Source organism: Xanthomonas sp. BRIP62409 (assembly GCF_003992965.1).
Lineage (GTDB): Bacteria > Pseudomonadota > Gammaproteobacteria > Xanthomonadales > Xanthomonadaceae > Xanthomonas > Xanthomonas euroxanthea.
This window is the reverse complement of record NZ_QEZJ01000016.1, coordinates 47,321-69,362: the sequence shown is the minus strand read 5'-3', so window position 1 is coordinate 69,362 and position 22,042 is coordinate 47,321. Positions and strand designations below refer to the sequence as shown.

At 66.3% G+C, this 22,042-nt stretch carries 15 protein-coding genes; 8 read left to right on the top strand and 7 right to left on the bottom strand.

Going from position 1 to position 22,042, the window contains the following annotated elements; genetic code table 11:
• Positions 1-153: 153 nt before the first annotated feature.
• From EO170_RS06105 to EO170_RS06095, 3 genes are all read right to left on the bottom strand, one after another.
• Entirely contained in the window at positions 154-1,188 is a 1,035-nt protein-coding gene (locus EO170_RS06105) for a glycoside hydrolase family 43 protein (RefSeq protein WP_126943325.1), read from the bottom strand.
• A gap of 33 nt (positions 1,189-1,221) precedes the next feature.
• On the bottom strand, positions 1,222-2,709 hold the full coding sequence (locus tag EO170_RS06100; protein WP_126943322.1) for an MFS transporter: 1,488 nt from the start codon (positions 2,707-2,709) through the stop codon (positions 1,222-1,224).
• Positions 2,710-2,950: 241 nt separating this feature from the next.
• Positions 2,951-5,893 (bottom strand): TonB-dependent receptor, encoded by a 2,943-nt coding sequence (locus EO170_RS06095; RefSeq protein WP_164740928.1) that lies wholly within the window; start codon positions 5,891-5,893, stop codon positions 2,951-2,953.
• A 464-nt stretch (positions 5,894-6,357) separates the two neighbouring features.
• Between EO170_RS06095 and EO170_RS06090 the strand changes: the two genes are divergently transcribed.
• From EO170_RS06090 to EO170_RS06065, 6 genes are all read left to right on the top strand, one after another.
• A complete protein-coding gene (locus tag EO170_RS06090) occupies positions 6,358-7,683 on the top strand; it encodes an MFS transporter (protein WP_119132121.1) in 1,326 nt (441 codons plus the stop codon).
• Between the two features lie 10 nt (positions 7,684-7,693).
• Positions 7,694-8,686, top strand: a complete 993-nt coding sequence (locus EO170_RS06085; protein ID WP_126943316.1) for an endo-1,4-beta-xylanase — start codon at positions 7,694-7,696, stop codon at positions 8,684-8,686.
• 51 nt (positions 8,687-8,737) lie between these two features.
• Positions 8,738-10,159 carry a glucuronate isomerase gene (gene uxaC / locus EO170_RS06080; RefSeq protein WP_126943313.1) on the top strand — a complete coding sequence of 474 codons (1,422 nt, stop codon included), beginning with the start codon at positions 8,738-8,740 and terminating at the stop codon, positions 10,157-10,159.
• A 184-nt stretch (positions 10,160-10,343) separates the two neighbouring features.
• Complete coding sequence (gene galB / locus EO170_RS06075; protein WP_126943384.1) at positions 10,344-13,022, top strand: beta-galactosidase GalB; 2,679 nt, start codon at positions 10,344-10,346, stop codon at positions 13,020-13,022.
• A gap of 239 nt (positions 13,023-13,261) precedes the next feature.
• Positions 13,262-14,446 (top strand): endo-1,4-beta-xylanase, encoded by a 1,185-nt coding sequence (locus EO170_RS06070; RefSeq protein ID WP_164740927.1) that lies wholly within the window; start codon positions 13,262-13,264, stop codon positions 14,444-14,446.
• Between the two features lie 76 nt (positions 14,447-14,522).
• Positions 14,523-15,560 (top strand): SMP-30/gluconolactonase/LRE family protein, encoded by a 1,038-nt coding sequence (locus EO170_RS06065; protein WP_126943310.1) that lies wholly within the window; start codon positions 14,523-14,525, stop codon positions 15,558-15,560.
• Between the two features lie 152 nt (positions 15,561-15,712).
• Here the strand turns inward: EO170_RS06065 and EO170_RS06060 are convergent, their stop codons facing one another.
• Entirely contained in the window at positions 15,713-16,759 is a 1,047-nt protein-coding gene (locus tag EO170_RS06060; protein ID WP_126943307.1) for a kelch repeat-containing protein, read from the bottom strand.
• A gap of 296 nt (positions 16,760-17,055) precedes the next feature.
• On the opposite strand from EO170_RS06060, the gene EO170_RS21580 reads away from it, so the two are divergent.
• Positions 17,056-18,051 carry a DNA-binding protein gene (locus EO170_RS21580; protein ID WP_206513982.1) on the top strand — a complete coding sequence of 332 codons (996 nt, stop codon included), beginning with the start codon at positions 17,056-17,058 and terminating at the stop codon, positions 18,049-18,051.
• Between the two features lie 158 nt (positions 18,052-18,209).
• Positions 18,210-18,632 carry a hypothetical protein gene (locus EO170_RS06050; protein ID WP_104584323.1) on the top strand — a complete coding sequence of 141 codons (423 nt, stop codon included), beginning with the start codon at positions 18,210-18,212 and terminating at the stop codon, positions 18,630-18,632.
• A 67-nt stretch (positions 18,633-18,699) separates the two neighbouring features.
• Here the strand turns inward: EO170_RS06050 and EO170_RS06045 are convergent, their stop codons facing one another.
• The 3 genes from EO170_RS06045 to EO170_RS06035 all read right to left on the bottom strand — a co-directional run bounded on the left by EO170_RS06045 (position 18,700) and on the right by EO170_RS06035 (position 21,760).
• Positions 18,700-20,322 carry a lactate permease LctP family transporter gene (locus tag EO170_RS06045; protein ID WP_126943305.1) on the bottom strand — a complete coding sequence of 541 codons (1,623 nt, stop codon included), beginning with the start codon at positions 20,320-20,322 and terminating at the stop codon, positions 18,700-18,702.
• A 39-nt stretch (positions 20,323-20,361) separates the two neighbouring features.
• Positions 20,362-21,366, bottom strand: a complete 1,005-nt coding sequence (locus tag EO170_RS06040) for a 2-hydroxyacid dehydrogenase (protein WP_115678140.1) — start codon at positions 21,364-21,366, stop codon at positions 20,362-20,364.
• A gap of 235 nt (positions 21,367-21,601) precedes the next feature.
• On the bottom strand, positions 21,602-21,760 hold the full coding sequence (locus EO170_RS06035) for a DUF2256 domain-containing protein (protein ID WP_104584391.1): 159 nt from the start codon (positions 21,758-21,760) through the stop codon (positions 21,602-21,604).
• Positions 21,761-22,042: the final 282 nt, after the last annotated feature.

Sequence of the window (22,042 nt, the reverse complement as noted above, 5' to 3'; positions counted from 1 at the left end):
GATCAAAGACTTGAGCGCTGGGGCGACGATCGGCCGCAGTAAGGATCACGACTTGCTTTGAAAGCATCGCGGTGACAGGACGTGTCGTTCAGTGCCGGCGGTGGAGCCATGACGCGCTGGTGGACGTTCCGGGAAGCAGGAGCGCAACGACATTCACCAGGGCGACACCGCGTCTTCGCCATATGGATAAATCGTCGCGATCCTTCCGTCGGCATCATGCTGCAACGGTGCCATCTTGATGCTGCGCAGATGCGTCTGCCCGCCCGACAAGACAGCGTCGTGATAGAACAGATACCACTGGCCTTCGAACGCACAGATGGAGTGATGCGTGGTCCAGCCGATCACCGGTGCGAGCAGCACGCCCTGGTAGACGAATGGCCCGTACGGGGAGTCGCTGGTGGCGTAGCAGATCAGGTGGGTGTCGCCGGTGGAATACGACAGGTAGTAGCGGCCCGCATGGCGATGCACCCAGGGGCCTTCGAAGAAGCGGCGGGTGTGGTCGCCGGCGCGGAGCGGGGCGCCGTGTTCGTCGAGGATGACGATCTCGCGGGTGGGCTCTGCCAGTTGCGTCATGTCCTCGCGCAGGCGGGCGACGCGCGGGCCGAGCGCAGGCGCAGCGTCGTCAGGTTCCTGATGGGTCGGCGCGTAGACATTATCGCGGTAGTGCTGCAGCTGGCCGCCCCAGATGCCGCCGAAGTACAGGTAGTGCGCACCGTCGTCGTCGGCCAGGACGGCCGGGTCGATCGAGTAGGTGCCGGCGATGGGTTCGGGCTCGGCGACGAACGGGCCTTGCGGGCCATCGCCGACCGCCACGCCGATCTGGAAGATGCCGTCGGCACGTTTGGCGGGAAAATACAGGTAGGTCTTGCCGTCGCGCTGCGCGGCATCCGGTGCCCACATCTGGCGCTGTGCCCAGGGCACGTTGCGCACGTGCAGCACCTGCCCCAGGTCTTCCACCGGCGCGTGCGGATGCGCCATGCGCAGCACGTGGTAGTCGGCCATGTCGAAGTGCGAGCCGTCGTCGCTGAAGGCAACGCCGGCATCGATGTCGTGCGAGGGGTAGATGTACAGCGCGCCGTCGAACACGTGTGCGGACGGGTCGGCGGTGTAGAGGTGGGTGACCAGCGGTGCGGAAATGGCGGTGCGCGCCAGCGCCTGCAGTGCAGCGGTGTGCAGTTCATCGGACATGCGCGTACCTGTGCATGAGGTGGGAGGAGGGAGTCAGGGGGAAGCGAGTGGTGCGGCCTGACGGCGCAGGCCCAGCTCGTGTTCGATGCGGGTTTCCAGCGTCTTGTCGATCTCGTACAGCGCCAGCAACGCGGTGCCGAGCAGGAACGGGATGGACGCATACACGCTGATGGCCAGGCGAATGCCGCTCGTCACCGCAGCGCCTTGCAGCGGCAGGGCGGCGTCGTAGCCATAGAAGGCCAGGATGCCGGCGACCAGGGCGCCGCCGACGCTCAGGCCGATCTTCAGCCCGCACAACATCGCCGAGAAGATGATCGCGGTGGCGCGGCGGTGGTTCTTCCACTCCGAGTAGTCGGCCACGTCGGCGATCATCGCCCACAGCAGCGGGATGGTGATGCCGTAGAAGAAGCCATGCAGCACATAGGAGGCGAACACCCAGCCGATCGCCGCCGGCGGATACACATAGAACGCCAGCAAAAACAGCGTGGAAACCAGCAGCGCGCCGCCGAACACATTGCGCTTGCCGTGGCGGTCGGCCAGGCGTTTGGAAAAGCCGATGCCCACGATCATCGCCAGGATGCCGCCGGCACTGAACACGCTGAAGGCCGAGGTCGGTGCGTCCTGCGGCCATTGCAGTGCGCTCATGCCGGCGCCGGTGAGCACGCTATTGATTGCAGCGATGAAGCGGTTGAAGCCGGCATTGTCGAGGAACTGCGCCAGCGCGCCGGCATCGAGGTAGTACTTGAAGTAGTAGATGTACATCCCGCCTTTCATGGCGAGATTGATGAAGACCAAGATGGTTAGCGCCAGCATCACCAGCCAGGGCTTGTTGCGGACCAGATCGCCCAGGTCCTGGCGCACGCTGCTGCGTTGTTCGCTGATCGGCAGCACCCGCTCGCGGGTGGTGAAGAAGGTGATCAGGAAACACAGCGTACCGACGGCGGCGAACAGCGCCATGGTGTTGCGAAAGCCCTGCGCCTTGTCGCCATTGCCCAGGATCAGCACCAGCGGCAGCAGCAACACCTGGATGATGAACTGCGCGAAGGTCACCGCCAGGAAGCGATACGCCGACAGGCTGTTGCGCTGCTCCATGCTGCCGGTGAGCACGCCGCTCAATGCCGAATAGGGCAGGTTGTTGGCCACGTATACCAGCATCAGCAGCGTGTAGGTGGCGAAGGCATAGGCGATCTTGCCCTGCTCGCCGAGGGCGGGCGTGTTGAATGCGGCCAGCGACAACGCACCGAACGGCACTGCCGTCCACAGGATCCACGGGCGGAACTTGCCCCAGCGCGTGCGGGTGCGGTCGGCCAGGATGCCGATGATGGGCGTGAACACGAACGCGCCAAGCATGCCCACCACGAAGATCAGCGTGGCGGCCACGCCCGCCGGGATGCGGAACACATCGGTGTAGAAGAACGCCAGGAAGGTGACCAGCGTCTGGAAGATCAGGTTGGCGGCCAGGTCGCCCAGGCTATAGCCGATCTTTTCGCGCAGGGAGAGCTGTTGTGACAGATCGTTCATGAGGCGGGGCGGGCTCGAGAAGTGCTGCGGGAAACGCCGCGGCGCGCGCCATGCCGCCGACCGCGATCGGTCCGGATCGCGCCGGCAGGCATGGCGCCTGAAGTGTCCGGCAAAACCGCGCGCGCCGTCGCCAGGGCAGCGGCAGCGGCATGCGGTGCGCGTGCCATGCAACAAGGCCACGCGCGCTCCACGGGTCGGCCACACCCGCCTGGCCTCTGTGCGGTCGTGTCGATGACCACGCTCAGAACGTGCCGCGGATGCCGAGCATGACCGTGCGGCCGGGCTCGTACAGATCGTAGGTGGCGTTGGGCCAGGCGTAGGTGGTGCGCAACGGTTCGTCGGTGAGGTTGGTGACGTTGAGGGTGAGCTGCGGCTTGGACGGCAGCCAGTCCAGCGCATAGCTGGCCGACAGGTCCAGCTGGCCACGCGCATCGGCGTTGAGGCGCGCATACGGAATGCCGTTCTGGTTGGCGCCGGAGATCACCATGTCGTCGTTCCAGGTGTAGGACAGGCGTACCGAGGCGGCATCCTTTTCCCAGTACACGGTGCCGTTCCACAGGTTGGGCGCGACGCCGACCGCCACTGCCGGAATGCCTTCGCCTTCGGAGGATTGGGTGACATGCGTGTAGTTGACGCTGAAGCCCAGGCCGTCGACCAGCTTGTCCAGCGGCTGCACCCAGATTGCCTCGGTGCCGCGGATGTTGAGCACGCCGTCGGCGTTGACCTGGGTCTGCACATCCACGGTGGCCGCATTCGGGCCGCCGCGCTGGTCCAGGCCGGCCTGCTGGATCGGCAGCAGGCTCTCGTACGGCACGCCCAGGTCGTTGAAGGGAATGCGCCGCACGCCGTTGACGGTGAAGCCGCTGATGCGCTTGTTGAACAGCGTCAGGCCCACATAGCCTTCGCCGCCGGTGTACCACTCGCCGCCGAAATCCACGTTGGTGGACAGATACGGCGCCAGGTTCGGATTGCCCTGGGTTGCGGTCTGCGCGGAGGGGTCGCTGAAGTTGGTGTTGGGCAGCATCGCGCTGGGATCGGGGCGGGTGAGCGTGCGCGAGCTGGACAGGCGCAGCACCACGTTGTCGGCCACGTCCCAGGCGGCGTTGAACGAGGGCAGGGTTTCCTTGTAGTCCGAATCCAGCACCTGGATGCGGCGGATGCCGTTGATGGTGACCGGGCCGGTGATGGTCTGGTCGGTGGTCACGTAGCGCACGCCGGCGTTGAAGCGCAGCGTGCGGTTCCACACCTCGGTTTCGGCGTTGGTTTCGATGTAGAAACCCCAGTTCTTTTCGCGGATGCCGCCGGCCGAGGCACCGGTGTTGGCGGAGTTGGTTTCCGGGGCGGAATCGCGTAGCGCGTAGTAGTTGGTGTCGCCCAGGAAGCGGTTGAAATCGGCGGTGATGAAGCCGTCCGGGCCAGGGCGCAGATAGCCGGCCAGGGCCGCATTCGGAATTGCCGAGCCGGGGCCACCGTTGCAGATGGTGCCGCCGCCGCCGCGGCAGACCACCTGCTCCCAGGCGATGCTGTTGTCGAAACCGCGAATGATGCGCTCGGCCTGGTCGTAGGCGGCGCCGATCTTGATGTTGCGCTTGTCTTCGCCGAACTGCAGGTCGGCGCGCCCGCCACGTGTTTCGGTCACGCGTTTTTCGTTCTGGATATTGACCCGTCCACCGTTCCAGCCCCAGCCCAGGTTCGGGTCGTTGAGATCGAGCGGGCTGCTGATCGACGGGCGGTCGCCGCCTTCGTTGCGGTAGTCGACGGTGGTGAACGGCGAGGTGACCAGGATGCTGGGCGATTCGCGATCCAGCCAGCTGCGCGTGGCATTGGCCTGCACGTTGAGCTTGATGTCCTGGTCCGCGCCGAACAACAGTTCCGCACCCGGGTTGACGCTCCAGAACTTGACCTCTTCGCGGTACGGGCGCGCTTCCAGGAAGTACTGCGCATTGGCGAAGGTGGCGCTGGTGACCACGTTGTTCTGGTCCAGCTGCATGCCCAGCGGGATCATGTTGCCATTGCGGCCGATCAGATTCATGCTGATGCGCTCGGTGGTGCGCTTGGCTTCCGAATACAGCGTATCCAGGTAGAAATGCATGCTGTCGGAGGGGCGCCATTCCAGCGACATCACCGAGGCATCGCGGTCGCGATCGCCATTCATGTAGACGCTGCGGCCCAGCCGCGGAATCAGTGCGTCGCTGATCTGGTCGATGCTCAGGCCGGGGTTGCGCGCCAGCAGCCAGGCCGCATCGATGGTCTCGCCGGTGGTCAGGCCGCTGCCGGCGGTGGCCGGCACGCGGTCGGGAATGCGCCAGTTGCCGCCGCCATTGACGTTGCAGGCGGCCGGCTGATTGGTGGCCGGCGTGCCCGCAGGCGGGGTAAGGCCGCACTGGGTGTAGGTCAGGCCGGGGTTGGTCCAGCCCACGCTTTCGAAGCCGCGCACGCCCAGCTTGCTGCGCACCGAGGCCACGCCGAACAGCGCGCCGAAGGTGCCTTGCTCGTTGGTCCAGCTGCCCATGAAGGCGCCGCGCGGGGTGGTCTTTTCGCTGGTGCTGTTCCAGTCGGCCTGGGCCTGGTAGGTGAAGTGCACGCCGGGGCGATCGAACGGCCGCGCGCTGCGCATGTCCACCACGCCGGACACGCCACCTTCGAGCATGCTGGCGGTGGGCGTCTTGCTCACGGTGAGCTGGGTGAAGAATTCGGTGGGAAACAGGTTCAGATCAACTTCGCGGTTCTGGTTCTGCGCGTTCAGGCCGATCGAGGCGGTGGCGATGCTGGCGCCGTTGAGCGTGGTCTTGGTGAAGCTGGTGCCCAGGCCGCGGATGGCGATGTTCAAGCCCTCGCCATTGACGTCGCGCGAGAGCTGCACACCGGGGATGCGGTTGAGCGACTCGGCGATATTCATGTCCGGGAACTTGCCGATGTCCTCGGCAAACACGGTGTCGGCAAAGCCCACCGAGTCGCGCTTGGCATCGGTGGAGAACTGGATGCTGCGTCGGTAGCCGGACACGGTGACGGTGTCGAGCTGGGTCACCGCATCGCCGCCGGCAGCGGTGGCCGGTGGCGGTTGTGCGGCAGGCGCGGCGCTGCTGGCATCGCTGGACTGCGCCCAGGCGGCAGTGCTGGCCATGCCCAGCAGGATGGACCCCAACGCGCAGGACAACGCGGTTCGTGCGTAGCTGTTCTTCACCGTAATCCCTTCCCTAACAGGTGAGCAGATGTCCCACGCATCGCCCCTGCGCAGGGAGTGCCGCTGCCGATGCGCGGCGCGGCGATGGTGCGGTGGGGAAGAACGGGCGATCAGTGACGCCGGATGGTAGCGCTACCAAATTCAGAACATCACGCTGCAGGGCAGCATAGGCGGCGGAGCAACGCAGCGATTGCGACAGTGGCGTGCTCAAAACCGTATTCGTCATGCACGACCTTGTGGCGTGCTGCACTGCGCGATGGTTTTTGCCCGATGGCGTGGTAATGGTAGCGCTATCACCCGTGGCGCAAGGCCACCTTCGTGCAGGTGCAGTGCTCGATGAATCGAACCGAAGAACGCGGCAGCCGGAGGCCGGGCTACCCCGGGCATGCGGCAGTGCCTTGCAGTGGTCGCTGCGCGATTGCCCCGCGCATGCTGCGCGCAGCAGCGCTGCGGCGCGCGGGCACATGAGCCAGTTGCCGCACGCCGCAGCGCCCGCCGGCACGCTGGCGCGCCTGGGCCGCATGCGGTGGCGCGTGTGCGCACTGCTGCTTGCCGCCACCACCATCAACTATGTCGACCGCCAGGTGCTCGGCGTGCTGGCGCCGTTTCTGCAGACGCAGATCGGCTGGAACGAGATCCAGTATGGCTATATCGTCACCGCCTTCCAGGCCGCCTACGCGCTGGGCCTGTTGTGCAGCGGTGCGGTGATCGACCGCTTCGGGACGCGCGTCGGCTACGCGTTGGCGATCGGCATCTGGAGCCTGGCGGCGATGGGGCATGCGCTGGCCACCAGCGTGGTGGGCTTTGCGATCGCGCGCTTCTTCCTGGGGCTGGGCGAGTCCGGCAACTTCCCCGCTGCGTTGAAGACGGTGGCCGAGTGGTTCCCGCGCCGCGAGCGCGCCCTGGCCACCGGCATCTTCAACTCCGGCTCCAACATCGGTGCCATCGTCGCGCCGTTGCTGGTGCCGCTGATCGCCACCGCCTGGGGCTGGCAGGCGGCCTTCCTGTTCACGGGCGTGCTCAGCGCCACCTGGCTGCTGGTGTGGTGGCTCAGTTATCACCCGCCGGAGCAGCAGCCCGGCCTGTCGGCGGCAGAGCTGGCGCATATCCGCAGCGATGCGCACGAGCCGGTGCAGCGGCGGCTGTCGTGGCTGCAGGTGCTGCGGCACCGGCAGGCCTGGGCGTTCGTGCTGGGCAAGTTCATCACCGACCCGATCTGGTGGTTCTTCCTGTTCTGGCTGCCCAAGTTCCTGCATGCCGAATACGGTTTGAGCCTGTTGCAACTGGGCGCGCCGTTGATCGTGATCTTCGTGCTGGCCGATATCGGCAGCATCGCCGGTGGCTGGGTCGCCGGGCGCTTCATCGCGCGCGGCTGGAGCGTCAACCGCGCGCGCAAGACCGCCATGCTGATCTGCGCTGTCTCGGTGGTGCCGATCGTGTTCGCTGCACGTGCCGATAATCTGTGGCTGGCGGTCGGCCTGATCGGCCTGGCCACCGCCGCGCACCAGGGCTGGTCGGCCAACCTGTTCACGCTGCCCTCGGACATGTTTCCGCGGCATGCGGTGGCCACGGTGGTCGGCATCGGCGGCTTTGCCGGGGCGGTCGGTGGCATGCTGATCGCCACCTTCATCGGGTTCCTGCTGCAAGCCACCGGCAGTTATGTGCCGGTGTTCCTGATGGCAGGCTCGGCCTACCTGCTGGCGCTGGCGGTGGTGCACGCGCTGGTACCACGCCTGGAGCCGGCGCAGCTGCCGGCAGCGGCCTCACCGGCCGCCACCGCATCGTCCTGAGGGAAGCATCATGCACTTACGCACACTGGCAGCCGGCGTGTTGTTTGCAGCGAACATCGCAAGCCTGGCGCAGGCCGCACCGCTGGCCGCCGGCGCGCCCAAGTTCCTGGGCAGCGCCTACAGTCCGCAACAGTCCCCGGAATTTGCGCAGTACTGGAACAAGCTCACGCCGGAGAACAGCGGCAAGTGGGGCAGCGTGGAAGCGGTGCGCGACCAGATGGACTGGAGCGGGCTGGATACCGCCTACCGGCTGGCCAAGGCCAACGGCATGCCGTTCCAGATGCATGTGATGGTGTGGGGCAATCAGCAGCCGGAGTGGATCAAGTCGCTGCGGCCGGCTGAGCAGCGCCGCGAGATCGCGCAGTGGTTTGCCGCGGTGGCGCAGCGCTATCCGGAGATCGACCTGCTGGAAGTGGTCAACGAGCCGCTCAACGACCCGCCCAGCAAGGACGACACCGGCGGCGGCAATTATCTGCAGGCGCTCGGCGGCAACGGCGCCAGCGGCTGGGAATGGGTGTTGCAGTCGTTCCGGCTGGCGCGCCAGCACTTTCCGCGTGCGCGGCTGATGATCAACGACTACAGCATCACCAACAGCCCCCAGGCCACGCAAAAGTATTTGCAGATCGTGCAGTTGCTGCAGCGCGAGCAGCTGGTCGATGCGATCGGCGTGCAGGAGCATGCCTTCGAAACCACCCCGAATGTGGCGATGTCGGTGCATCATGCCAATCTGGATACATTGGCCGCGACCGGCTTGCCGATCTACATCACCGAGTTCGACCTGGACGGGCCCACCGATGCACAGCAGCTGGCCGACTACCAGCGCGTCTTCCCGGTGTTCTGGGAGCACCCGGCGGTGCGCGGCATCACGCTGTGGGGGTTCCGCCCCGGCCTGTGGCGCGACAAGGAGGCGGCGTACCTGATCCGTGCCGATGGCACCGAACGGCCTGCGCTGACCTGGCTGCGCGATTACGTTGCCAGTCATCCCGGCACGCGCGCGCCATGAAGCGTGCAGTCGCTGGATTTCGTTTTCAGTCTCTTTTGGTGCATTGATGCCATGTCCACGCCTTCGCCCCTGACCCTGCACGACGACCGCCTGCTGCCCGCCGACCCCGGCACGCGCGCGATCGCACGGCGCCTATATGCGCAGGTCGCCGCGCTGCCGATCATCAGCCCGCACGGCCATACCGACCCGGCATGGTTCGCCACCGATGCGCCATTCGCCAATGCCACCGAGTTGCTGCTGGTGCCGGACCATTATGTGTTCCGCATGCTCTACAGCCAGGGCATCGCGTTGGACGCATTGGGCATCCCGCGGGCGGACGGGTCGCGCGCGGCGGTGGACCCGCGCGCGGCGTGGCGCGTGTTCGCCGAGCACTACACGTTGCTGCGCGGTACGCCGTCAGCGTTGTGGCTCAACCATGTCTTCCATGACGTGTTCGATTTGCGCATCCGGCTGGATGCCGGCACTGCGGATCATTACTACGACCACATCACCGCCGCCTTGCAGACAGCGGCGTTTCGCCCGCGGGCCTTGTTCGAGCGTTTCAACATCGAGGTGATTGCCACCACCGAATCGCCGCTGGACACGCTGCAGCACCACGCGGCCATTCGCGCCAGCGGCTGGAAGGGACGCGTGCTCACCGCGTATCGGCCGGACCCGGTGGTCGACCCCGAACACGAACAGTTTGCCGGCGCACTGCAGCAGTTTGGCGCGCTCACCGGCGAGGACGTGCTGAGCTGGCAGGGCTATCTGCGTGCGCATCGGCAGCGCCGCGCGTTCTTTGCCGCACACGGCGCAACCTCCACCGACCATGGCCACCCCAGCGCGGCCACTGCCGATCTGCCGCCGGCCGAGGCGCAGCGCCTGTTCGACACGGTGGTACGCGGTGCGGCCACACCCGCGCAGGCCGAGCTGTTCCGCGCGCAGGTGCTGACCGAAATGGCGGCGATGAGCCTGGACGATGGCCTGGTGATGCAGCTGCATCCGGGCTGCTTCCGCAATCACAACCGGCAGCTGTTCCAGACCTTCGGGCGCGACAAGGGTGCCGATATTCCGATGCGCACCGACTACGTGCATGCGCTCAAGCCCTTGCTGGACCGGTTCGGGAACGACCCGCGCCTGCACCTGATCGTGTTCACCCTGGACGAGACCAGCTACAGCCGCGAGCTGGCGCCCCTGGCCGGGCATTACCCGTCGCTGTTGCTGGGCCCGGCCTGGTGGTTCCATGACGCGCCGGAGGGCATGTGGCGGTTCCGCGAGCAGACGCTCGCCAGTGCCGGCTTCTACAATACCGTGGGTTTCAACGACGACACCCGCGCCTTCCTGTCGATCCCGGCACGCCACGATGTGGCGCGGCGCGTGGACAGCGCGTTTCTCGCCAGGCTGGTTGCCGAGCATCGCCTGGATGAGGATGAAGCGGTCGAGGTGGCGATCGATCTGGCCTACCGCTTGCCCAAGCGGGCCTACCACCTGTGAAGGTGGGCGAGGCAGCAGGCAGCGAGGCCCACACGTGTGCACGAAGGGCGAACATGCCGTGCGTGTATAGACGGCAGAAGGGTGCCGCGCCATGACGCGTGCCGGCAGGCAGGCACCGGTGATGCACGATTTGAGGCGCTGCGCAGGTGTTGCACGTGTGGCGATGCTCTGCATCTTCATCGTCATGCCCGCGCTGGCAGCACCACCGGTGCCTACCGAACTGCCACGTGAGCGGGTCTCGCTCAACGCGCAATGGCGCTTCCACCGCGGCGATCCTCCCGGCAATCGCCAACTCCTGGACTACGACGTCCGCCCGCAGGTGCTACGCAGCGAAGACGGCAAGGTGGCCGATGCCCGGCCCGAGCAGGCGCAGCACCTCGATGCCGCCGCAACACGCGTGCTCAAGCCGTGGATCCTGCCCACGGCCAATGCGTTGATTGCAGACCCGGCAAACCGCCATGTTCGCCCGCCCGGGCATCCGGGCAGCAGCGTGGCCTTCGTGCAGCCGCAGTTCGACGACAGCGGCTGGGAGCGCGTGGATCTGCCGCACGATTGGGCCATCGCCGGGCCGTTCCTGGCCGATGGCCCGTACGGCGGCATGGGGCGCCTGCCGAGCTGGGGCGTGGGCTGGTACCGCAAGACGCTGGACATTCCGGCCAGCGACCGCGGACGTTCGCTGTTTCTGGATCTCGATGGCGCGATGGCCTATGCCACGGTCTGGCTCAACGGCAAGCTGGTCGGCGGCTGGCCGTATGGCTACAGCTCCTGGCGCGTGGACCTGAGCCCGCACGTGGTGTTTGGCGCCAGCAACCAGCTGGCGATCCGCCTGGACAACCCGCCCGACTCGGCGCGTTGGTATCCCGGTGGCGGGCTGTATCGCAATGTATGGCTGACCAGGACCGCGCCGCTGCATGTCGCGCACTGGGGCACGCAGCTGACCACGCCGCAGGTGTCGGCCGACAGGGCGCAGGTGCAGCTGGCAGTCACGCTGGACAATGCCGCCCGCAGTGCGGTGCTGGCGCAGGTGAGCACCGCGATCTATGTGCTCGACGCTGCACGCGGTACGCGCAGTGGCGAGCCGGTCGCGCGCATTGCCGCCATGCGGGTTGCGGTTCCCGCGGGTGGTAGCGCCCGCGTGCAGGGCAGCACGCAGATCGACCAACCACGTCTCTGGGGCCCGCCGCCCACCCAGCGCCCACATCGCTATGTCGCAGTGACCGAGGTCCGCCAGGATGGGCATGTAGTGGATCGCTACGAAACGCCGTTCGGCATCCGCAGCATCGTGTTCGATGCCGAGCAGGGCCTGCTGGTCAACGGCGAACAGGTGCCGATTCGCGGCGTGAACAATCATCACGACCTCGGCGCGCTGGGTGCGGCGTTCAATGTGCGCGCCGCCGAGCGGCAACTGCAGCTGCTGCAGCAGATGGGCGCCAACGCCATCCGCATGAGCCATAACCCGCCCGCGCCGGAGCTGCTGGAGCTGACCGACCGCATGGGCCTGCTGGTGGTGGACGAGGTGTTCGACAGTTGGCAGATGAAGAAGACCCCGCTGGATTTCCACCTGGTGTTCCCGCAGTGGCACGAGCCGGACCTGCGCGCGATGCTGCGGCGCGACCGCAATCATCCCTCGGTGGTGCTGTGGAGCGTTGGCAACGAGGTCGGCGAGCAATACACCGGCGAGCAGGGCGCGGCGATCGCACGCACACTGCACGCCATCGTGCATGAGGAAGACCCCTCGCGCCCGGCCACGGTGGCGATGAACTACGCCTCGCCGGACATGCCGCTACCGGCTGCGCTGGATGTCATCAGCCTCAACTACCAGGGCGAGGGCATCCGCGACACACCGGAGTTCGCCGGCACCGAGCGTATTCGCAAGCAACCGCAATACCCGGCGTTCCATGCGACGTTTCCGCACAAGGCCATCCTCAGCAGCGAGACCGCCTCGGCCTTGAGCAGCCGCGGCGTGTATCTGTTTCCGGTGACGCCGGACACCAGCGCGCCGGTGCGCGATGGGCGCGGCGGCGATTCGGTCGCGCACCAGGTCAGCGCCTACGAACTGCATGCGGTGGACTTCGGCTCCAGCGCCGACAAGGTGTTCGCGGCCCAGGACCAGCATCGGTATGTTGCCGGCGAATTCGTCTGGACCGGTTTCGATTATCTGGGCGAGCCCACGCCGTACTACAGCTCGCGCAGTTCCTACTCCGGCATCTTCGATCTGGCCGGTTTTCCCAAGGACCGCTACTGGCTGTATCAGTCACGCTGGCGCCCCGACCTGCCGATGGCGCACCTGCTGCCGCACTGGACCTGGCCCGGCCGCGAGGGCCAGGTCACGCCGGTGCATGTGTTCACCTCCGGCGACGAGGCCGAGCTGTTCGTCAATGGCGTCTCGCAGGGGCGCAAGCGCAAGGGCCCGCTGCAGTACCGGCTGCGCTGGGACGATGTGGTCTACCAGCCCGGCGAGCTGCGCGTGCAGGCGTACAGGCAGGGCAAGCCTTGGGCCAGCGACCGCGTGCAGACCGCCGGCAGCGCCGCGCGCATGCAGGTGATGCCCGACCGCAGCCGCATCCGTGGCGACGGGCAGGATCTGAGCTTTGTCACCGTGCGCCTGTTCGATCGCGCCGGACGTCCTGCGCCGACCGCTGGCGACCGCCTGCGTTTCCGCATCGAGGGCCCGGGCGAACTCGTCGCTACCGACAATGGCGACCCCACCAACCTGGAGTCGTTCGCCGCGCCGCAGCGCAACGCCTTCAACGGCCTGTGTCTGGCGATCGTGCGCGGCAAGGCCGGCGTGCGGGGCACGATCACCGTCCATGTCGAGTCCGACAGCTTGCAGGCGGCCAGTGCGCAGGTGGTGGTGGAGTGATGGGGCTGCTGCTCGGCAATTGTGTGGCACGTGCAGGTGAGCTGTCGCGTGCGGATGGCGATGCGGTGCCTGCACGCAACAGATGCGATGGACGCAAACGTGCTCCCGCGTTCGCTAGCGTGGTTGCCGGATTCACACGCACCTGGCAACGCATAAGCTGCGATCCCGCATTGGCGCGCATTGCCAGTCACGGTCAGCCGCGAAGAGAACAGAAAACGCATCCGATCAGGACGCCTGTCATGCAAGAAAACAGTACGCGCGCATCAACCTGCCTGAGCATTGCGTTCGCCGTCATCAGCGCCGTCACTGCACTGCCAGCCTCCGCTGCCTGCGACACCCGCAGCACGTCGCTCCGGCGCGCCTACGCCGACGGCTTCCTGATCGGCACCGCCGTCAATGCCGACATCGTCTCCGGCAAGGATGCCGCTTCTGCGGCGCTGGTCGCCTGCCACTTCAATGCCGTCACCGCCGAAAACGTGATGAAGGCCGAGGTGGTTGCGCCACGTCCGGGCGTGTTCGACTTCAGCGCTGCCGATGCCTTCGTCGCCTACGGCCGCAGCCGCGACCTGTTCGTGATCGGCCATACGCTGGTCTGGCACAACCAGACGCCGGACTGGTTCTTCGTCGATGCACAGGGCAAGCCCAACACCGCCGATGCGCAGCTGGAGCGCATGCGCGCGCACATCGAGCGCGTGGCAGGGCGCTATGCCGGCAAGGTGCAGGCCTGGGACGTGGTCAACGAGATCATCGACGAAGACGGCAGTTACCGCGATACCAACTGGGTGCAGCGGGTCGGCGACGGTGACACCGTGGTGCGTAACGCCTTCGCCTTTGCCCAGCGGTATGCACCGGATGCGCAGCTCTACTACAACGATTTCAACGCCTGGCGGCCCAGCAAGCGCGACGGGATCGTGCGCATGGTCAGGATGCTGCAGCAGGCCGGCATCCGTATCGACGGCGTCGGCATGCAGGGACACTGGGGGCTCAACTACCCCAGCCTGCGCGACATCGAAGACGCCATCGATGCCTACGCCGCGCTCGGCATCAAGGTCATGATCACCGAGCTGGATATCGACGTGTTGCCGCTCACCAGGGAAGGCCAGGTCATCGGCACCGGCCTTGCACACCCGCAGTTCCAGCTGCCGGAATTCAAGCGCTTTCTCGACCCGTATCGCGATGGCCTGCCAGCGCAGGTGCAGGCGCAACTGCGTGATCGCTATGCCGAATTGTTCGCGCTGTTCTGGCGCAAGCGCGACAAGCTCGCCCGCGTCAGTGTCTGGGGCGTCACCGACGGCATGTCATGGAAGAACGACTACCCCGTGCCGGGGCGTACCAATTATCCGCTGCTGTTCGATCGCAATTACCAGCCCAAGCCGGCAGTGGATGCGATATTGGCGGTGCCGGCGCACGCTGGCGAGCGCTAGCATGGTCGCCGGCGTGCGCAGCAGACCTGCACACGCATGGTGGCATCATGGCCCGACTTCGTTACTGGACTGACCGATGCGCTTACCGCCCTATCTGCTGTTGGCCGTTCCGCTGCTGGCCATTGTCGCTGCCTGCACGAAAAAGGAAGCTCCGCCGCCGCGCTTCACGGCGATCGGGCACCTGGAAACCTTCGACCAGCGCTTCGGTAAGGTGGTTGCGGCCGACGCGCGCATCGAGAAGCTCACCGAAGGCTTCACCTGGTCCGAGGGCCCGGCCTGGGTGCGCAATGGCGGCTATCTGTTGTTCACCGATGTGCCGGAAAATAAGCTTTATCGTTGGTCCGAAGACGGAGGCTTGTCGGTGTTTCTGTCGCCCTCCGGCTATAGCGGCCCGGAGCAGGCGACCTTACGCGAGGCCGGCGCCAACGGTCTGTATGCCGAACCTGGCGGCACCGTGCTGCTGGCCGATTCCGGCACGCGCATCGTCGCCAGGCTCGACCCGGTCACGCGCAAGAAGACACCGCTGGCAACGCAGTTCGAAGGCCACCGCTTCAACAGCCCCAACGATCTGGTCCGCCGCAGCGATGGCGTGGTGTTCTTCACCGATCCGCCGTATGGCCTGAAGGGCATGAACGACTCGCCGGTCAAGGAACTGCGCTTCAACGGCATCTACCGCCTGGACACCGACGGCAGCGTGCACCTGCTGGACGACAGCCTCAGCCTTCCCAACGGCATCGCCCTGTCGCCCGACGAGCGCACCTTGTATGTGGCCAACTCCGATCCGCAGCGCCCGATCTGGATGGCCTACACGCTCGATGACAACGGTGCGGTGACCGGCAAGCGCGTGTTCGCCGACGCCTCCGATCTGGTGGCCAAGGACGCGCCCGGCCTGCCCGACGGCATGGCGGTCTCCGCCGACGGCCACCTGTTCGCCACCGGCCCCGGCGGCGTCATCGTGTTCGCCCCCGACGGCCGCAGGCTGGGCCGCATCGGAACCGGCGAGGCCATCTCCAATTGCGCCTTCGGCGACGACGGCCACACCCTCTACATGACCTCGCACGCGATGCTGACGCGAGTGCGCGTCAAGGCGCGGGGCCTGGAGTTTGCAAGGTAGCATCCAGTAGCCCGCCACACCGCACCACACCCAGTCGCCGCTCTTGTAGGAGCGGCCCTGGCCGCGATGGAGCGTGACCGATCGCCCAGTACGACAAGCCGCTTTCCCTTCGAGCCAAGACTGCGATCCGGCTCGGATGCAGCCCACCTCGCTTAGCGTGTGGCTTCCGCCCCGCCCAACACCAACACATCATCCAGCTCCGGCCCGCCGCCACGGTTGCCGCTGCCCGCAACGATGTACAGATCGTCACCGACGGCGGCGACCTGGGTGCCATGCCGCCCTTGCGGCAATGCTGCCAGCGTCGTCCAGGTGGACGCGGCTGGGTCGTAGGCTTCCACCTCGTCGTGCGCCTTGACCTGCCGCATGCTCTCGCCACCGATGACCAGCAGGCGGCCATTGCGTGCGATGGCCGCAGTGCCTGCGCGCTGCGTCGGCAGCGCAGCCGGTGCTACCGACCAGGTGCCGCGCTGGATGTCATACACATCGACGTCGGGGATCGTTTGCGCCAGGGTATTACCGCTTTCGTGCGCCGACCTGCGGCCACCGGCGGCATACAGTTTTCCGTCGAGCACCACTGCATGGAAATGATCGCGGGCACGCGGTGCGTCGGCCAACTGCGTCCATTGCTGCGTTCTGGTGTCGAACGCATCCAGCCATGGCACATAGCCGCTCATATGGCCGCGCGTGTTGCCGCCGACCAGGTACAACACGCCGTCGTGCTCCACCGCGCCTGCCGCGCCGCGGCGGCGATGCTTGGGAATCTCCGGCCCCACCTGCCAGTGGTCGGTGCGGGGATCGTAGGTCAGCAGATTGCTCAGCGACGCTTCCTCGGGATAGTCGCCGGTGAACCCGCCCACGACGTACAGCTTGCCCGACGACACCACCGCCTGCGCGTGGCTCACCATCAGCGGCGGCGCACTGCCCTGCGACCAGCGGCGCGTGCGGGTGTCGAAGATCTCCAGCGGGCGCTGATCGCGTCCGCCGACCAGATACAGGCGATCACCGATGGCCACCATGCTGTTCTCATGGCGCGCATGCGGTTGATTGCGTGTGCTCAGCACCTGCCACTGGGGCGACTGTGTCGATTGCGCCGATGTGGTTGCCGGCGCCGCTGCGTCGGCAGCCTGCGCAAGCACGGGGAGCATGCCGATTGCGGCAGCGAGCAGGCCCGCGTGGAACGAGGTCTTCAACAGGCGCATGCAGCACTCTTGCGATAGCCGTGGCAGGCCAGTGTAGCGACACATGCACGGCGATCCAGCTTCCCAAGCAGGCTGATCTGCGGCTGCGCCTGGCGCGGCGGATGTCGCTTGCCGGTGCGTGCTGAGCGAGAGCTCGCCTTGGCGACCGCGCAAGCGCGCGCCGCGTGGCGTGCCTGCGTATCGCCGAGTCACGTCCATCGGCGTGTGGCGTGCGCAGGCACGGCTGCCAGCCTCTTCACATGCAGCAGCACGGCGCATGCGAACACTACGGTAACTCGATGCGACAGGAGCAACCCGTGGCACGCACACCAGCAAAGCAGGCGATTTCCACACTGCCACCCAGGAACGTTGCCAACGCAGCGGCACGCGGACTGCGCTTGCGCGAGCAGCACGGGCGTGGCGGCACCGCGATCGGCGTTGCGCGTGCACGCGACCTGTCGGCACAGACGTCGCTGTCCACGCAGACCATCCGGCGCATGCATGCGTACTTCGCGCGCCACAGCGTGGACAAGAACGCCAAGGGCTGGGCCGATCGCAGTGCACCATCTGCAGGCTACATCGCCTGGCTGCTCTGGGGCGGCGATGCCGGCCAGCGCTGGGCGGCGCGGCTGTACCAGCGTCTGCAGGATGCAGCCAGCGCGAAGACCAAAGCAGGAAAGGGCACAAGCACCAGCAACACGGCCGCCGCCGGAGCCAGTGGTACGAAGACACGCACCGCCGGGAAGACCGCAGCCAAACGCACCGCAAGGAAGACCGCCGCAAAGAAGGCCGCAAGGAACACAACCGGAACGGCCTCCGCGAAGAAACCTTCGGCGAGACAAGGCGCAGCCGGCAAAGCAATGGCCGGTGGCGCGGCGACATCAACGTCCAGGTCGTCGACCGGTGCCCGCAAGGCCACCGGCACGACGGCAGCCAAGAAGGCGGCTGTAAAGAAGACCGCAGCAAGGAAGACCACAGTCAAGAAAGCGACGGCGAAGAAAAGACCTGCAAAGAAGACTGCGAGAAAAAAGACCGCCGCTCGCCGACCTGCGGCCAGCAAGAGCGCCTCCACGCGCAGCACTGCAAAGAAAGGCGAGGGCAAGGCTTCAGCGCCATGGAACAAGCCGGATCCGAAGCGTGCTTCGCGCTCAGGTTCGCTTTCTCCAGCGCAGAAGACGCAAGCCAGACAGCGCGCCAAGGCAGCGGGCCGGCCCTATCCCAACCTGGTCGACAACATGGCCGTGGCACGTAAGGGCAGCGCTGCCAAGCGGGCAGGCGGAGCGGGCGCTGCGAAGAGAACCGGCACGCATTAGCCGCAACCGGGTGTGGGGTTGGCCGCCCCTGGCTGGCCCGGGGCGCCGGTGAAAGCTGCGCGCGCAGTGTCTATAGTGGACAAGCTCGCCCGTGCAGATGCGATCCGGAGCTCCGGAAGAGCACACGCACACTCGCCTCATCCTGGACAAGGACGCTCGTGAAGATTTTTCTACCCGTGTTATCGGCCCTGCTGTACGGCGTTGCGCTATGCCTGCCCGCATTGCATGGCGGCAATGATCACCTGGGTGGCTTCGTCATCCTGCTGCTTGGCTGGATGCAGGTGGTCGATGGCCAATGCGTGGCCTGGATGAGCAATCCGTTGTTCTTCCTGGCGTGGCTGTGTTACCTCTTCAAGGTGGACAAGGTGGCGGCGGCGCTGTTGGTAGCGGCGTGCCTGATCGGGCTGGATACCTTTCGCGCAACCCGGTTCGACAAGAACGAGGCCGGCCACCAGGTCATGATCGACCACGTGGGTATCGCGTTCTATGTGTGGGAGTTGAGCTTTGTTGCGCTGCTCGTCGTGGTGCTGATGCGCCTGTTCGGCACCGCTGGTGCCGTGCAGGGGCGGCAGGCGAAGTGATCCGCAAGCAGGCTGAAGACGCCTGGGCAATGCGGATATTCGTCCGGCCGGCACGCCGCCACCGGCATCAGTGCAGCAGCATCGACAACAGCCACGTGCAAAGACAGACATACGCCAGCAATCCCAGGCTGGCGGCCAGGGTGGTCCGCATGATTGCCGACTCCTGACCCACCAGTTTGACCGCAGCGGCGGCAATGGCGATCGATTGCGGCGAGACCAGCTTGGCCATCACGCCGCCGGCGGTATTGGCCGCCACCAGCAATGCGGCCGGCACGCCGATCTGTGCCGCCGTCACCGCCTGCAGATGCGCAAACAACGTATTGCTGTTGACCACCGAGCCGGTGATGAACACCCCCATCCAGCCGATGACCGGCGACAGCAGCGGAAACACGCCACCGGCCTGCGCCAGTGCCAGACCAATGCTCGACGATGCGCCGGAATAGTTGGTGACATAGGCCACCGCCATCACCAGCGACACGGTGGCCAGCGGTCTCCACATCTCCCTCGCCGATTGGGCCAATTCGCCGGTCGCCGAGCGCAGGGTCAGGCGCGGCGACAGCAGCACCGTCAGCACCGCGGCGATCAGGATCGCCGTGCCGGAAGCGTTGAGCCAACCGACATTCCACACCGCAGGCAGCGTGCGCACGCTGGCCACCAGTGGCGGCACTTCCTGCACGCGCTGATCGAGCAGGCCGATGGGCAGATGCAATACCGTGGCGGCAAGCGCGCCGTCCGCGGCAAACAGTGCCTTGAACGCAGGCAGGCTCCATACCAGGATCGCGCCGGTCAGGATGTAGAACGGCGACCACGCACGCAGCACCTGGGCAAGCGTCCAGCGCTGGGTGGAGCACGGCGGCGCCTGTGCTTCGCGGTAGATGCGCTTGGGCCGCCAGAACCGCATGAACAGGGCCAGCCCGCCCATGCCGGCCAGCGGGCCGACAATGTCCACCAGTTCCGGACCCAGCAGGGACAAGGTCACCGTCTGCACGCCGCTGAACACCACGCCGACAAACAGCAGCACCGGCCAGGTCTCGCGCACGCCACGCCAGCCATCGAGCATCGCCACTAGCCCCGCCGGCACCAGCAGTGCGCAGACCTGCACCAGCGCGATCAGCATCAGCGACATCTCGTCCAGGCGCACGCCGCCCTGCTGCGCGCCCACCAGCACCGGGATGCCGATCGCCCCGTAGGCACCCGCCGCGCCATTGGCCAGCAGGCACAGCATTGCCGCCTTGAGCGGACGGAAGCCCAGCTCCACCAGCAACGCCGCGCAGATGGCGATCGGCACGCCAAACCCGGCCGCACCTTCCAGAAATCCGCCAAAGCAGAACGCGATCAGCAACACCTGGATGCGCTGGTCTTCGGACACCGTGGCAATGCTGCCGCGGATCACCTCGAACTTGCCGCTGCGGATCGCCAGCTTGTACAGCCACACCGCCATCAGCACGATAAAGCCGATCGGGAAGATGCCGTTGGCAATGCCCAACAGCGCGGCGCCCACGATGCTGGCCATCGGCATGCCGAACACCAGCGACGACACCGCCACCGAGACCAGCACCGCCAGCGACGCGGCGGTCAGCCCCTTGAGCCGCAGCAGCGTCAGCGCCAGCAAAAAGAACAGCACCGGTAAGGCCGCCAGCAAGGCCGAGAGGTTGGCGTTACCGAGCGGGTCGTAGAGTTGTTGCCACATGGTTGGACCTGCGCGGGTGGTGAACGGGAAAGGTGACGCTTACGGTGTCGGAACAAGATTGGCGCACGGGGAGCCCGCAGCGAAATCAGCGAGGTTGCGCAGGGTGATTTCGGAGATCTCCTGCAGCGCCTCGGCGGTGAAGAATCCCTGGTGCCCGGTGACCAAGACATTGGGGAAGGTCATCAGGCGCTGGAACGCCTCGTCGTCGATGATCTCGCCCGAGCGGTCCTGAAAGAACAAGGCGCTTTCCTGCTCGTAGACATCGATGGCCAGATGGCCGAGCTGGCGGGACTTGAGCGCGCGGATCACCGCATCGGTATCCACCAATCCACCGCGCGAGGTGTTGACCAGCATCGCCCCCGGCTTCATCGACGCCAGCGCCGCATCGTCGATCAGGTGCTGCGTGGCCGGTGTCAGCGGGCAGTGCAGCGAGACGATGTCTGCACGTGCAAGCAGCGTCTCCAGTTCCACCCGCTGCCCGATCGCAGCGAAGCCGGGTGTGGGATAGGGGTCAAAGCCCAGCACCTCGCAGCCCATCCCGTTGAAAATACGTGCAGTCGCCAGCCCGATCTTGCCCAGCCCGACCAGGCCCACCGTCTTGCCATGCAAGGTGCGGCCGAGCAGGCCGTTGAGCATGAAGTTGCCCTCGCGCACGCGGTTGTAGGCGCGGTGCGTCTGCCGGTTGAGCGTCATGACCAGCGCCAGCGTGTGCTCGGCCACCGCTTCGGGCGAGTAGGCCGGCACGCGTGCCACGAACAGGCCAAGTGCGGTGGCCGCGGCAAGGTCCACATTGTTGAAACCTGCGCAGCGCAGCAGCACCGCGCGCACACCGCTGGCGTGTAGCGCCTGCAGCACGGCCGCATCGAGCTGGTCGTTGACGAACACGCACACCACCTGGCACCCCTGCGCCAGTGCGGCCGTCTGCAGATCCAGCGTTGCCTCGAAGTAAACGAACTCGGCTGCACATTCCACGCCCAGGCGCAGTTTTGCTTCGTCGAGAAAGCGCTTGTCGTAAGGGCGCGTGCTGAAGACAGCCATTTTCATGCGGGAAACTCCATAGGTGCGGGAATACGGTAGCCCACCCAACCGGGCCTTTTCCACCGCGTTTTTGCCAATCGCCGCGACCACGACCAGCGCCAGTGGCGATGCGGACATCGAACCGGTGCCGAGGTTCGTTACTGCACAGCGCGCACCCACACTACGCGAGTGCGCCCGTGGGCGACGGTCTGGCGCTGGTGCGCGCGCGTGGTGGTGACCGGTAATGCGCACATCGTGCAGGTCACGGAGGCGGACGCGTCCGCTTGCTTTCGCCACGGCAGCGGTCGGAGCAGTACTTCACCTGGTCCCACACACGCTCCCACTTCTTGCGCCAACGAAACGGCCGCCCGCAGTGCATGCAGGGTTTCTCAGGCAACTCGTGTTTCTTGCGCATGGCCATGCGGCGCGTGAGCCCAAATGGAGGTGGGTGTGGGCGTGGATGAGGCCAAGCATGTCATGTCGCGCGGTGCCCTGCAGATGCCGGTGCAGGCAACAAGCCCTGTGCCGCTGGCGACCCACGCGCAACGCGGCCTTGCTTCGCTGCCCCGTATCGGAACAGACACGTTGCTTTCGCGTGCAGACGGCACAGGCAGCCTTCTGTCTCCAACGCAAGCAGGATCGGCCAGGCTTCCTGCTCCAATCCGGACCAGGGCAACAAGCGCACCTGCTCCCGTGCAGGGGA

What these genes read in the sequence shown, in the direction of transcription:
- EO170_RS06085 (WP_126943316.1), top strand. Translation starts at nt 7,694, where the DNA reads ATGCACTTACGCACACTGGCAGCCGGCGTGTTGTTTGCAGCGAACATC.
- uxaC (WP_126943313.1), top strand. Translation starts at nt 8,738, where the DNA reads ATGTCCACGCCTTCGCCCCTGACCCTGCACGACGACCGCCTGCTGCCC.
- EO170_RS06070 (WP_164740927.1), top strand. Translation starts at nt 13,262, where the DNA reads ATGCAAGAAAACAGTACGCGCGCATCAACCTGCCTGAGCATTGCGTTC.
- EO170_RS06045 (WP_126943305.1), bottom strand. Translation starts at nt 20,322, where the DNA reads ATGTGGCAACAACTCTACGACCCGCTCGGTAACGCCAACCTCTCGGCC.
- EO170_RS06090 (WP_119132121.1), top strand. Translation starts at nt 6,358, where the DNA reads ATGAGCCAGTTGCCGCACGCCGCAGCGCCCGCCGGCACGCTGGCGCGC.
- EO170_RS06040 (WP_115678140.1), bottom strand. Translation starts at nt 21,366, where the DNA reads ATGAAAATGGCTGTCTTCAGCACGCGCCCTTACGACAAGCGCTTTCTC.
- EO170_RS06035 (WP_104584391.1), bottom strand. Translation starts at nt 21,760, where the DNA reads ATGGCCATGCGCAAGAAACACGAGTTGCCTGAGAAACCCTGCATGCAC.
- EO170_RS06065 (WP_126943310.1), top strand. Translation starts at nt 14,523, where the DNA reads ATGCGCTTACCGCCCTATCTGCTGTTGGCCGTTCCGCTGCTGGCCATT.
- EO170_RS06105 (WP_126943325.1), bottom strand. Translation starts at nt 1,188, where the DNA reads ATGTCCGATGAACTGCACACCGCTGCACTGCAGGCGCTGGCGCGCACC.
- galB (WP_126943384.1), top strand. Translation starts at nt 10,344, where the DNA reads ATGCCCGCGCTGGCAGCACCACCGGTGCCTACCGAACTGCCACGTGAG.
- EO170_RS06060 (WP_126943307.1), bottom strand. Translation starts at nt 16,759, where the DNA reads ATGCGCCTGTTGAAGACCTCGTTCCACGCGGGCCTGCTCGCTGCCGCA.
- EO170_RS06100 (WP_126943322.1), bottom strand. Translation starts at nt 2,709, where the DNA reads ATGAACGATCTGTCACAACAGCTCTCCCTGCGCGAAAAGATCGGCTAT.